Origin of the sequence: Candidatus Merdisoma sp. JLR.KK006, from assembly GCF_036941035.1 — a bacterium.
Classification (GTDB): domain Bacteria; phylum Bacillota; class Clostridia; order Lachnospirales; family Lachnospiraceae; genus Laedolimicola.
The window spans coordinates 1-12,792 of sequence record NZ_JAYMNS010000053.1 but is presented as its reverse complement, the minus strand read 5'-3'; the positions used below and the strand labels follow the sequence as shown (position 1 = coordinate 12,792).

Here is a 12,792-nt window from a genome sequence, read left to right as displayed (position 1 = left end):
TTTTATTAAAACTATATGCAAAAATAGCAGGCACCATTTACGCACCTGCTATTTTTCATTTTACTATATTCATTTTTTACGTATCCTCATTACTTAGGTCGTAATTTGGTCGTAAATTTTGACTTCCAATTCCCAGAACCCTTGATTTTACTGACTATATTTGTCTAAGGTCTTCATCGTCGGGAATTTCAAACAAGTTACTTCATTATTCTTCATAACCGCTTATCTCCGCTTTTTTCTTACGCTTCAACACTTCATTATGATGTGTTATTCTACCAATAAAATTTCAAATTTGATGTAGATTTGTTGTAAACCACACAATTTGCTGTACTCATTTATCCGTTTCGGACTCTTTCCTAAAATACATCAAGATTGCGTGATAAATTTTGTATTGCTTCCTGTTTCTTCATGTCAGTGACTTCGGCATATATGTCCATTGTTGTTTCAATATTTGCGTGTCCCATAATTGCCTGTATCACCTTTACATTTGTTTCCTTCTCGCAGAACCTTGTACAAAAGGTATGCCTTAAATGGTGGCATGAGAAGTGAGGTATTATGACTGGCTGCCTTTTTTCCCTTTTGGCATTTAACACTTCCTCTGCATTGTACGATTCGTATATCCGCTTAATTGCCCTGTTTACAGCTTGCGGATTATGAAGATTTCCAAAACGGTTACTGAAAATAAATCCTGTCATTCCGTCAACCACCGTAGTATTGAAACCTTCTTCTTTCTGCTCGCTGTATTCCTCTTGGAACGCTTCATATACTGCATCCATCATCGGGACAGTACGGATACCCGCTTCTGTTTTCGGGAGGGATACGCCAAATTCACATTTGGTTGTATCATTTCTTCGGGGATAATATGTAACGCTATGGTTAATGCTGATTACCCTTTTCTCTAAATCTATGTCCTCCCATCTAAGTCCAATCGCTTCGCCAATCCTGCACCCTGTCCCTAACAGCACTGTGAAAAACGGTGTCCAATGGCAGAATACCGGACTTTTGGCTGTGTAGTCCATAAAGGCTCTCTGCTGCTCCAAAGTGAGTGCGTGTCGTACACCATGATTTCTCCCCGGCTTCTTCTTGATTTGAGCCATCACGCCATCACTTGGATTATTCCTGATGATGTCATCCCTCACTGCAAGCTGGAAAGTTGGGTGGAGAACCGTATGGATAGTTTCAAGTGTGTTAATCTGTAATCCTTTGTCATTTATCAAATGATAGTAAAAATATAACACATCTGAATACTTTATCGTTCCAATTTTCCTTTTCCCGAACTCATCCCTTACAAATCGGTCATACATATAGGTGTAATTTGTGTAGGTTGTCCGCCTTAATTCTGTTTTCGTTGTAATATACCTGTCAAAAACAAAATTCAAATCTGCGTTGCCTGCCGCATACACATCCAGACCGTCAAGCTGGTCTTTCATCAGACGCTTTTCTTTTTCTCTAAGCTCTACCAAGTCATTCGCATATATGTACCGTCTTTTACCATAAGGATCAGTATAAGTATACATATACGTTTTATCCTTGCGTTGGATTTCCCCTTTCCGTAAAGCTCTCCCTCTATGGTCTTTCCTTGCTTTTGCCATCTCTACTCCTTTCTTAAAAGGAAAGAGATATTTCGTACTGCTACCTGTTTTCTTCCATTGAGTATTGAAGTTCAACACCCTTTTGTAGCACTTGCGTTATGGTCATGTCATGTTTGGCAGCATAGTCTTTTAGTTTCTCATACTCCGCATCATCAACCCGAAGGCTTAATGACCTTTGCTTAGGCGAGTCGGTTTTGGGACGCCCCGTTCTAGGCATTTACTATGCACCTCCTTCATAACTAACACCATTATAGTTTACGTTCTACGAAAAGTCAAGGACTTTTTGTAGAACAATTATTTTTTACGAAATTCTCTTTGCTTTCCTCATTCACTGACTCTAAAAGATTCCAGATATTGCTCGAAAATATCACAATTCACCAATACCAGTTTATCCACCTTATAGATAGCGTTGGCTTGCTTTGCAAGTTCCTGAAATTTGGTTAAACCCATGCTGTATATTTCTGCGCCCTCTTTATATCTGACAAATTTTTTTCTATCTACTTTCTTTACCATAAATTTCTCCTTTTTGCACAGCCTTATCTGCTAATAAATAAGCAGAATACACTTCTCCCCATTTATTAGCAGATAAAAACTGCAATACAGGTGGCAGCTCATTACACTGCCCACATCGGTCTTGCACCGTCATTTTATTGACCGGATTGCGGACTGCTCCGCAACCCGGAAGTATCATTATCACAGATATGCTTCATCGCCCCATGTAACTGCTACACATTTTGCCCGATCTCACTCGCTCCTTACCTTTGCTTCAATATCATTTCCGATATTCCCTCACGTTCACCCCGCCATAAGACAGGGCAGGTACGTCATGGCGCATCTGCTTAGTGGCTCTGCATATCCTCACGTCCTGTATGCAATACAGTATTCAATTTTCAAGGTACACCGCTGAACCTGTCAGCTATGGAAAAGGACAGCGAACCGCCCTCTACACCGCTTCAAACGCCAGTATTTTTGTAATCAGCTTTGTTTCAAGTCTCCGGCGCAGCGTTTCATCAACACAGAAATGAAGCTGCCCGCCCTCGTCATACATCTTCCGGGTGGACAGGGTGATTATGTACCCCTCATAATGCTTCAGGACTTCGTTGATTGCCATTACATCGCCTTCTGATGCTGCCTTTATGATATGGAAAGGCAGCAGATTCTTATCTCCATTACTCTTACATCTCTTTCGCATCTGCTTTTTCCTCCATAATCTTTCTCAAAATCTCAAGTGAGCGTGTCCTGTGTTCATGGATCGTGCTGCGCACAAGGTTCATCTCCCTTGCTATATCCGCATCGCTCATTTCCAGAAAATACGAAAGCAGTATTACATTCCGCTTCCGTTCCGAAAGTGCCTGCAACGCTTCCGCAATCAGGGTGTCCTTCACTTCAATGTCATATCCATGCACTGTGAAATGACTGTTTTCCACTCCATACTCATCCATAACAAACAACTGATTCAGCTCCTTTTCAGACAGTTCAGAAAACATGGCTTCATGCTCCCTGCGGTAATCCATGTGCCGGTAATAGTTAATTGCTTCGCCCTTGAGCGACATCTGGCACAGGCGATCAAAACGATGCCTGATTGTCAGTTCATCATGGCAAGAAGGTTTCTTCATACGAGTTCACCTCCTCCCCCGTTGTGACGTGACAAAGGCATACGCCTTCTCCCTTTCCGCAGTATCTGCCAAATAGCGACAGGCTGATGTTCGGGTGGGTGTAAAAAATTAAAAAATTTTTTGTATATAAAAAACGCCCGGACAGGCAGAATGCCCGCTGGACGTTGTTCATATCTGTTATTCTGTTTTCTCCACAGCTTGCGAGTGCGTATAGTTCACTCTCTAAGGTATATTCTGCTTTACTTCCAGTAAAATACCTTATAAAAGAACCTTTCCACGCCAATAGCCAGACAGGTTCACGAAGTCAAAAAAATACCCTTTAGACCGTTCAGAACACATAAATTCCCCTAAACGTACCCAAAGGATAAAATCCACGCAAAAAAACCTCTGGATACTGCGTTTTTTTATATGCAATATCCAAAGTCATTCTATTTTATTGTGTGCATTATGCCCCTCTGTTAAAGTGAATTATTAGTGCATTTCAAAAGTAAAATGTGCAATATACACTATACATGGAGGTGCATATATGGCAAGTAAAAAGAAAATTGACAAGGAAATGGGATTCCGTCTGAAACAGGCTAGAACTGAGCAAAAACTGACCTATGAAGAACTGGCTGAAAAATCCGGCGTTTCCTCACGCTATATCAAAGAAATCGAAAATCATGGAAACGTGCCAAGCCTTGAAAAGCTAGGGCAGCTCATACGAGCCTTACATATTTCCGCCGATCCGTTCTTTTACCCAACTGTCCCGGCAGACAACCTCGACTACCAGCGGCTGTTGGTTTATCTGTCACAATGTACGGAAGAACAGATAACAACCATTCTCGCTATTGTGGAAGCCTATCTCCGGACGTATAAACATCCTAAAGAATAGAATAGCTCCAATGTCTGAATTTTTTCATGAATATTTCTGGATTATTCTGAACTATACAAACAAGGTGGCTCGCCTTCTGTCCTGCCAGCCACCTCTTTGCTTATCTGCTAAATTTTTTAAGAAATTCTTTTATGCGCATACGTTTTTTCACGATGCCCAATCCATCAAGCACCTGTATACCGTCCACAATTCCCTGATAGTACGCCCTCTGCTCCTCCTTGTAATGGACATGATCCACTGTGTCCAGATAGTCCTCTAAAAACTCCCTGTCCTCTTTCGGCAGTCTGGAAAGATATGTTTCAAATGCCTTCTGCTTCTTTTTCAGTTCCCGGCTGGCTTCTTTTGCATCTTCGGTCTGGACGCAATACTCCCTGTCCCCGGATTCGCTGCGCAGTTCCTCAAAGACGTTTGCTAATGTTTCAAAAACTTCATTCATGTTCATTTCCACCTTTCTGTTAAACATAATTTTGCATTTTACAGGCAGTATTATCAATCCCAAGTTTCTTTTTCTCAAGATAATTTCCGTTCACTTCATCTTTAGAAGTATATTATCAACAATATTTCGTAAAATCAATCATACAGGACTTCATCTTTAGAAAGTTGGTGACAGGATATTAAAATCTACTGGAATAAAGAAAGCAACTCTAAAAACCTGATCGGTCAAAAGATCATGGAACTGCGGACAGAAAGAAAGCTGTCACAGAAAGCCCTTGCAGAACAGCTCCAGCTTGCCGGATATGAATTTAGCGACTTGACCGTTTTGCGGATTGAAAAGGGAACAAGGTTTGTTCCTGATTATGAGGTAGTCGCTCTGGCAGAGTTCTTCCATGTATCCTGTGAATACCTCTTAGGCGTACAGGACAAAAAATAAGCAGCAATCTGTTTTCCTATCACAGACTGCTGCTTAAATTTTTGTTGAACCGATAGCCGATGCCCCATACGGTCTGTATGTAAAGCGGCTTGCCCGGATTATCCTCTATCTTTTCCCTTATATGCCGGATATGGCTCATAACAATGTTGTAATCGCCGGAATACGGTTCTTGCCAGACAATATCATAGATCTGCTCTTTACTGTATATTCTGCCGGGACTCTGCGCCAGCAAATACAGTATTTCAAATTCAATATGAGTAAGTCCAATTTCAATGTTATTTACCGTCACATTCTTTTTATCTGCATCAATTTCCAATGCTCCTATATGGAATGATGTCGCTTTCCCAAGTATATCCGAACAATCATAGCAGAAATCATCATGTATATTGTGCAGTATTCTTTCGCAAGCATCTTCTTCATTATCATTAAATGATAAAATAATCATTTTCCCCATTTATGCCACTTCTTCCTTATATCGCACATCTCCAATCATCTTTTCTATTTCAAAGGAAAAGATGATACATATAATGTTATATACGTTGTTTACTTAAATCCATACACTGCTATTACAATACAAACATTTATTCCAATCACAATAATATGCTTTTTCCATGTCAGACTTAAATATCCAACAAATTCCCGGATAAAAGCATTCAGCGTAAAATACCATTTTGTTTTTGCACCAAAGCCCACACATTTTATGCCCTGCCGCTTTGCGAGTATTAACGCCCTAAGCATGTGATAAGCAGTTGTGACAACTATAATTTGTGGATTCTGTTTCTTTATCAGTTCCCTTGAAAACCGCAGATTCTCCTCCGTGGACACAGATTTTTGTTCCAAAATGACTTTTTCCGCACTTACGCCTTTATCAATCGCATAATCTGCCATAGCTTTACTTTCTGGAATATCCTCTCCTGAACCTTGTCCGCCAGACATAATCAGTACAGCATTTGGATTATAGCACAGCAATTCCATTCCTTTTTCAATCCGTGCTGCAAGTAACGGCGTAACCCTGCTTCCAATAATTCCTGCCCCCAGCACAATAATGTAATCTGCGTTTCTTTTCTTTTTTAGGTGAAAAAGATTGAGCACTGCGGAAAGTGAATACACTGCCAGCAACAATAATATATATACCGCTATGAAACTAATAATTTTATAGAGCATTGTACCAAAAGTATTCTTTCCTAAGTTTCCAATTACTGGAAATAGCACAAGATAAATACATAGCAGAACAGAAAACAACATCGACAACAAATTTGTCGGTTTTATTCCTTCATGTCTAATAACCCTTACTCCTTCTATAAAAAACACAAGAATCAGAATTGTCGGAAACAAAACAACACTACTCACTGCCAAAATACATATAACAATCAGTATTCCAATCACTAAATCATGTGCTGCCAGCCATTCTGAACATTGGTATAAGACCAAAAGCAGAAATACCGACAAACATATCATCATAATCAAAAATGAAGCTCCACTCCACAATGTTCTGGAGTCATACAGCATAATCCCCGCAAATATGCAGACCGAAATAAAAAATATAAGAAACGCAAACTGCCACACAACAACCCCTCATCTTTCAAAAAAGGTATTTTTCTTCTGCACGACGGTTTTTCCCTTTTCCGTCGTGCAGCAAATTTTCATAATTTTTTAGCATCATAATTCATTGATCGTTGCCGTAATCGGCATATTTCTAATCCGTTTTGCGGGTGCATATACCGCTAACGCAGCAGAAACAATATCAAATACAAGAATAATAGCAATTAAAACAATCGGCAAACTCCACTGGCTTCCAAAAAATCGTGTAACCAATTTCACATACAAAAAGCGGCTTAGGGCAATTCCGATACCACTGCCAACGATAAGACCAGAGACAGCATAAGTAAAGGCTTCCGCACCAATCATTCGGGTAAGCTGATTCCCATCCATGCCAACCGCCCTCATAGCCCCATACTGCTTTATCCGGGCAGTTACACTCATGGAAATGCTGTTGACAATATTAAACAGCGTAATCATGGCAATGATTGCCATAAAACTATACAACAGAAATTTTACAGCCAGATAAGTATTGGCATTTCTCTGATTACTCTGACGCTCGTCAGTAAAAATAACATTGCTTTCCGTAAGACTGTTGATTTGTTTTACTGTTTCATCCGTAGCCTTGCTGCTTAATTGTATTCCAATCATACTGTAATTCTGTTCCCCTGTCAGTCGGGCAAAGGTTTCCTGTGAACAGATCACGCTATATTCGCTGGGATACAGCCCGCTGGATATGCCACATGCAACTTCAACATCCTGTCCCGCTATCTGAATTGTGTCTCCAACTTTTATCGGATTATCTTTATTCAAAACAGTCATAACCTTGTCACTGTCCCCATAGATTTCTGACAAATCTCCCTGCACAAGGCTATCCTTGGCACAGTCAAGCATATACTGGCTATATGACGTTATATTTACATGGTCAATGTCTGGTCGTGAAGAATTAACTGAAACATTCTCCATGTAAGAACTGCCCCAAATATGCTCTACACCTGTAATTCCGCTAATGGCATCACCCAGACGCTGATCCAGTACACGCTCATTTGCATAGCCGTTAAGGGTAATATCCGGCTGCCATGAACGCATTGTTGGGATCAGCTCATGCGCGAAATCCAACCCTACTGAAATGCAAAGAAACAGTATAATGCTGAGTGAAAAGCTGGCTGTCAATAAAAACCAGTTTTTCTTAGATGCTGTTGCATGGTGAATCCCCAATGTCCTTTCAACCTTTCTGATTTTCCGTTTTGTTGCATGCCGTACAGAAAGTGCCGTATCTGCGTTTCCGGAAACCGCTGCCATCGGAGAAACCTTAGATGCATGTTTTGCAGGTGACTGCGCTGCCAGCAGGACAGTTACAATTCCAACCATCGCCCCACTGATTAGTCCAACAGGGCTGAGGGCAAATACCGGCATAGCGGCAAATTCATCGCCAATCCAAAAGCGGAGCAATGCACAAATGCCCCATTCGATTGCCGTACCTATGATTAACCCAACAGGCACAGCCGTTTTACACCAATTTAACGCTTCCAGCCGTACATACCGGATAATCTGCTGACGGCTTGCACCAATACAGCGCATCATTCCAAAGAATTTTGTCCGCTGCGCTACATTGCTGTTCATACTGCCGGAAATCATCAGTACGCCAGCCAATAATACCAAAATGAACAAGACTGCCGCTATTCCGTAAATATTATGCATAGATTCATTGCTGCTTTGTCCGGCAAGACCCATAATTGCCGTATTTTCCGAAATATCCTCCTCCGGCAAATGATACTGCTGTCTGATTTCCGCAATAATACCGGACGCCTTTGACACATCCTGAAACCGAATGTAACAGACCGGGTTGATTGGGATATTGTTTGGTTCCATGATTGAAATATATGCATCCCGCGTCATATAGGCAGCAACCATATATGTCTGATCCCGATAATACGCTGCATCGTCCGAACCAAAACCGCATACCGTAAAATCCGTATTCCCCGAAGGTGTCTTTACTGTCACAGAATCGCCAATCTTTACATCTAACGCAAGTTTCGCATTGGAACTAAGCATAATGTCATTGTCACTCTGCGGCAGAGAGCCTTCTTCAAGGGCATTCACAAGCTCTGCTAAATAAATACTGTCACTGCCGTAAACGGCAGCCTTTTTCTCTCCGATATAGTAAGGCTGGTCTGCATCTGCATTAAATATTTCCGACCAGCCGACAGCGGCGACATCCGGACGCCGGCTGATTTCTTCTGCTGTGTCCTGAGAGATATTTTCCAACTGAATATGCCAGTTTCCATGCTTCTGCTTAAGCCCCTCACTTTGATTCCGAATGAACATATCTGCCACACTGAAAATCGTAGTTACAAGCAGTACAGAAATAATAATACAGAAAATCGTCATACGGTTCTGCCGTTTGCGCACCTTTCCCGAAATAGCCACAAGGCTTAAATAACTTCTCATTCCCTGCACCTCCCCAAATCAGTAAGTTCTCCGTCTGACACCTGCAGGATACGATCTGCTGTCTGTGCAATACTGCGGCTGTGTGTAATCATAATAATTGTCTGCTCATACTTTTTTGACGCTTCTTTTAGCAACGCAATCACTTCACTGGTATTCTGCGAGTCTAAATTTCCTGTCGGCTCATCGGCAAGTATCAGAGCCGGGCGGGTAAACAAAGCACGTCCAATCGCTACCCTCTGCTGCTGTCCGCCAGACAACTGGCTGGGCAGATGATTCCGGCGTTCCTTCAAATTCAATATATCCAGTAAATCCTCCAAATATTTTCTGTTTGGCTTCTGGTAATCCAAAAGTACCGGAAAAATTATATTCTGCTCCACCGTCAGTTCGGGAACAAGGTTAAATGCCTGAAAGATAAATCCAATGTTCCGGCGGCGGAACACAGTAAGATGCCTTTCTTTCATGGAAAACGTATCTTTTCCATCAATCATCACTTTGCCGGAAGTAGGCACATCCAATGCGCCCAGCATATTAAGCAGCGTACTTTTGCCGGAACCGGATTCTCCTACTACCGCAACAAATTCTCCTTTCGGAACTGAAAAACTGACATTTTTCAAAGCACGGACAGCGGTTTCCCCTGCCCCATAAGTTTTCGAAATTCCTTTCACTTCCAATAAATTCATGTTATGCCTCCTGTTACTTTTTTGATCTGATAAAGTCATGGGTGTTATCCCTCCTTCAGCAAGAAGTATAACACCCAATCCTTACTCTAATATTTCTCTAAACCGACAATTCTGTAATGTTCTCCTCAAAAATAAACAAATTTCTTACAATTTTGTAGTTTCTAATATAGTTATCATAAAAACACTCCCTTTTCCCAAAACACTGTCTACCTTAATATTACCGCCATGCAGTTCAACAATCGTCTTTGACAGCGGCAGTCCAAGCCCAAGCCCCTGTGTATCTTTTGAAAAGCGACTACGGTAAAAACGCTTAAAAATATGATAAATATCTTCGGAATGAATACCGCACCCATTATCTTTCACTACAATCTGTAACATATCCGACATCCGTTTCCATTCAATAAAGATACGCTTTCCTGCATCCGTATGGTCAAAAGCATTTTTTACAAGGTTGCTGACCGCTTCCATCATCCATTCACGGTCACAAAAAAGCATAATATCATCATCTCCAGAAAGGATAAGCTCTTTCTCCTCCTGTTTTGCACGATATGCAAAATGCTGTTCAATGTCATGCATTATGTCGGATACATTTTCAAAATTTCTCTCCAGTATAATCGTTCCGGCATCCAGTCTGGTAATTTTCAGCAGATTTTGTACCAATGATTCAATGCGGTCAAGCTCCTGCTCTGACAAAACGGTAAACTCTTTTAAGTCAGGAAGATTCTCTGTTTCACTCTGTAAAATACCATTATAAATATTAAGAGCGGCAAGCGGCGTTTTCAATTGGTGTGAAATATCCGATATGGTATCCTTCAAAAATTCCTTTGCCCGAAGTTCGCTTTCCATATGTGCGTTCAATACCGCCACTAATGTATTAACCGAATGGAAAAGCCTGTACATTTCACCCTCGTCATCACATTCAATACGGGCATCCGTATTACCCGTAAGGTACTCATCTATTTCTGTCACTGCTGTTTCCATGATTTTATGCTGCTTATGAAAGTAACAAAAGCAGAGAAACAAAATCCCACATCCTATAAACAGAGAAAGAATAAGGAGTACAAGTGGGTAATTTCCGTGAAATTTCCACAATATAACCTGTGACAGAATCGTGTTGCAAAATAGCAATAGAGATACTCCTATAAACAGTATCTTAATATCTTTGTTTGTAAATATTCTCATAAAAACCCCATCAAATAATATTCCATTTATATCCCATACGTCTTACGGTCAAAATCATTTGCGGATCGCTGGGATTGTCCTCAATTTTTGTTCGCAGTCTGCGGATATAGACATTCAGTGTATTGTTATCAATATAATTTCCTTCATTGTCCCACAGATTTTCTAAAATCTGTTCTTTAGAAAGCACCGTACCCGGATTGTTCATAAACAGGCATAACAGTTTATACTCTCCTGCCGTCAAATCCAAAAGCTCTCCATTTTTATAAACCTTTCCTTGCGTCAAAAGAGCTTTTAAGCCATTAGAAACAATTTCTGTATCTGTCTGCCCAAAATCACTCGCACGTCTTAACAACGCATTTATCCGGGATAATAGCACTCCCAATTTAAAAGGCTTTGTAATATAGTCATCACCGCCCATATCCAGTCCCATAATAATATTGACTTCCTCATCCGATGCCGTCAGAAAAATAATGGGCACTTTTGAAGTTTGACGGACTTTTTCGCATATTTCAAAACCAGAACCGTCAGGAAGTGAAACATCTAAGATTAACAAGTCATATTTACCCTCTGCCCAAACAATATCCACTTCTTTTATAGTCCTCGCTACTTCCAATTCATATCCTTGCTTACGAAGTGCAAAAGAAAGCCCGTTAATCAGGCTTAAATCATCTTCCAATAATAATATATTACTCATAGTCTTAATCCTTCCCTTTTCCCACATGCCTATCAATGTGCTTCCTTATAGATAATACAGCCATATCATTTTCCCCTTTTTTCTGAAATCCACAAATATGATTATATATGTTAGAACAAAAATTGACAACCAGACAGAAAACATTACTGCTAAAAGACAAGAACGGCAAGAACCGACACACCCTCCGGGAGTGTTGAAAGGCAAGAATAGCAAGCACTGCCCATGTCCGGACACATGGGCGAAATTTCCCATACTTCCCTACCGTCCATATGATGAAATTTCCATAGGGAAGTATCCCTAACCCTCTTTGGTTTTCTTTGCGTTTTTCTCTGCAAGTCCTTGACCTTCCCCCGGAGATTTGCTACAATAACACATGGATAATTCTATCCAAAACAACTGAACAGACACGAAACCAGACTGTTGTAAACCGGACAAGTTACAGCAGTTTTTTTATGCCCAAATTTAGAAAGGACGATGTAAAAATGGCAAACAGGACAAGAACCAACCGGAATGAATTTCACCTGAATGACAAGGAGCAATATATCCTTGACGAGAAGTTTAAGCTGTCTGGCATGAAAAGCAAATCAGCTTTTATCCGGAAACTGATTCTATACGGATATGTCTATGACGTGGATTACAGTTTTTTACGGGAATACAATACGGAGTTGGGGCGGATCAGTTCAAGTTTGAACCAGATTGCGAAAAGAATTAACAGCACAAATCACGTCTATCAAGAAGATATGGACGAAGTAAAGGAGTTGATGAAACAGGTATGGCAGTCACAAAAATCCATGCTATCACAGCAACCGTTGATAAAGCGGTAGCCTACATATGCAACCCGGACAAGACAGACGGAAGCATCTATATTTCTTCCTATGCCTGTGCACCGGAAACCGCAGCGATTGACTTCAAATACACCTTAGACCATTGCCGGGAAAACAGCCCTAATAAAGCCTATCATCTGATACAGGCTTTCGCTCCCGGTGAGGTCAGCTTTGACGAAGCGCACCAGATTGGAAAAGAGCTTGCGGACAAAGTTTTAGAAGGGAAATATTCTTATGTTGTCACCACACATATTGATAAAGGTCACGTCCATAACCATATCATTTTCTGTGCCGCCGACAACATAGAGCATGATAAATATCACGACTGTAAGCAGAGCTATTACCGCATCCGAAAATTAAGTGACGAGCTGTGCAGCGAGCATAATCTTTCTGTCATTATCCCCGGTGGGGAGCGTGGGAAAAAATACAACGAATGGCAGGCAGATAAGAACAGTGCCGCATGGAAAAC

At 40.9% G+C, this 12,792-nt stretch carries 15 protein-coding genes; 4 read left to right on the top strand and 11 right to left on the bottom strand.

Features of this window, described 5'->3' with window-relative positions:
* Positions 1-356: 356 nt before the first annotated feature.
* The 4 genes from VSQ61_RS22035 to VSQ61_RS22020 all read right to left on the bottom strand — a co-directional run bounded on the left by VSQ61_RS22035 (position 357) and on the right by VSQ61_RS22020 (position 3,208).
* Complete coding sequence (locus VSQ61_RS22035) at positions 357-1,592, bottom strand: site-specific integrase (protein ID WP_159749887.1); 1,236 nt, start codon at positions 1,590-1,592, stop codon at positions 357-359.
* 324 nt (positions 1,593-1,916) lie between these two features.
* On the bottom strand, positions 1,917-2,105 hold the full coding sequence (locus VSQ61_RS22030; protein ID WP_016298949.1) for a DUF6462 family protein: 189 nt from the start codon (positions 2,103-2,105) through the stop codon (positions 1,917-1,919).
* Between the two features lie 430 nt (positions 2,106-2,535).
* The gene (locus VSQ61_RS22025) at positions 2,536-2,784 is read right to left on the bottom strand and encodes a helix-turn-helix domain-containing protein (RefSeq protein WP_159749883.1); all 249 of its coding nucleotides are present in this window, start codon (positions 2,782-2,784) and stop codon (positions 2,536-2,538) included.
* Positions 2,768-3,208 carry a sigma-70 family RNA polymerase sigma factor gene (locus tag VSQ61_RS22020; RefSeq protein ID WP_159749882.1) on the bottom strand — a complete coding sequence of 147 codons (441 nt, stop codon included), beginning with the start codon at positions 3,206-3,208 and terminating at the stop codon, positions 2,768-2,770. Before VSQ61_RS22020 ends, VSQ61_RS22025 begins: the two co-directional genes overlap by 17 nt.
* A 526-nt stretch (positions 3,209-3,734) precedes the next feature.
* On the opposite strand from VSQ61_RS22020, the gene VSQ61_RS22015 reads away from it, so the two are divergent.
* Positions 3,735-4,082 (top strand): helix-turn-helix domain-containing protein, encoded by a 348-nt coding sequence (locus VSQ61_RS22015; protein WP_159749880.1) that lies wholly within the window; start codon positions 3,735-3,737, stop codon positions 4,080-4,082.
* Positions 4,083-4,182: 100 nt separating this feature from the next.
* Here the strand turns inward: VSQ61_RS22015 and VSQ61_RS22010 are convergent, their stop codons facing one another.
* Entirely contained in the window at positions 4,183-4,518 is a 336-nt protein-coding gene (locus tag VSQ61_RS22010; RefSeq protein WP_159749878.1) for a hypothetical protein, read from the bottom strand.
* 177 nt (positions 4,519-4,695) lie between these two features.
* On the opposite strand from VSQ61_RS22010, the gene VSQ61_RS22005 reads away from it, so the two are divergent.
* Complete coding sequence (locus VSQ61_RS22005) at positions 4,696-4,953, top strand: helix-turn-helix domain-containing protein (RefSeq protein ID WP_159756342.1); 258 nt, start codon at positions 4,696-4,698, stop codon at positions 4,951-4,953.
* A 19-nt stretch (positions 4,954-4,972) separates the two neighbouring features.
* On the opposite strand, the gene VSQ61_RS22000 is transcribed toward VSQ61_RS22005, so the two are convergent.
* The 6 genes from VSQ61_RS22000 to VSQ61_RS21975 all read right to left on the bottom strand — a co-directional run bounded on the left by VSQ61_RS22000 (position 4,973) and on the right by VSQ61_RS21975 (position 11,499).
* A complete protein-coding gene (locus tag VSQ61_RS22000) occupies positions 4,973-5,407 on the bottom strand; it encodes a winged helix-turn-helix domain-containing protein (protein ID WP_331495364.1) in 435 nt (144 codons plus the stop codon).
* Positions 5,408-5,496: 89 nt separating this feature from the next.
* Positions 5,497-6,414 (bottom strand): YdcF family protein, encoded by a 918-nt coding sequence (locus VSQ61_RS21995; RefSeq protein ID WP_334346481.1) that lies wholly within the window; start codon positions 6,412-6,414, stop codon positions 5,497-5,499.
* A gap of 198 nt (positions 6,415-6,612) precedes the next feature.
* Positions 6,613-8,943 (bottom strand): ABC transporter permease, encoded by a 2,331-nt coding sequence (locus VSQ61_RS21990; protein WP_334346480.1) that lies wholly within the window; start codon positions 8,941-8,943, stop codon positions 6,613-6,615.
* Positions 8,940-9,623 (bottom strand): ABC transporter ATP-binding protein, encoded by a 684-nt coding sequence (locus tag VSQ61_RS21985; protein ID WP_334346478.1) that lies wholly within the window; start codon positions 9,621-9,623, stop codon positions 8,940-8,942. The genes VSQ61_RS21990 and VSQ61_RS21985 overlap by 4 nt, the downstream gene beginning before the upstream one ends.
* Positions 9,624-9,767: 144 nt before the next feature.
* On the bottom strand, positions 9,768-10,805 hold the full coding sequence (locus VSQ61_RS21980; protein WP_159749876.1) for a sensor histidine kinase: 1,038 nt from the start codon (positions 10,803-10,805) through the stop codon (positions 9,768-9,770).
* A 10-nt stretch (positions 10,806-10,815) separates the two neighbouring features.
* Positions 10,816-11,499: a response regulator transcription factor gene (locus tag VSQ61_RS21975; protein ID WP_159749874.1), complete on the bottom strand. Its 684-nt coding sequence runs from the start codon at positions 11,497-11,499 to the stop codon at positions 10,816-10,818.
* 482 nt (positions 11,500-11,981) lie between these two features.
* Here VSQ61_RS21975 and VSQ61_RS21970 point away from each other — a divergent pair, with 482 nt between their 5' ends.
* Together VSQ61_RS21970 and VSQ61_RS21965 are read left to right on the top strand one after the other, a co-directional pair.
* Positions 11,982-12,323: a plasmid mobilization protein gene (locus VSQ61_RS21970; protein ID WP_016226228.1), complete on the top strand. Its 342-nt coding sequence runs from the start codon at positions 11,982-11,984 to the stop codon at positions 12,321-12,323.
* The coding region (locus VSQ61_RS21965) for a relaxase/mobilization nuclease domain-containing protein (RefSeq protein WP_334346477.1) at positions 12,272-12,792 on the top strand (521 nt) is incomplete at its 3' end. The genes VSQ61_RS21970 and VSQ61_RS21965, both read left to right, overlap by 52 nt.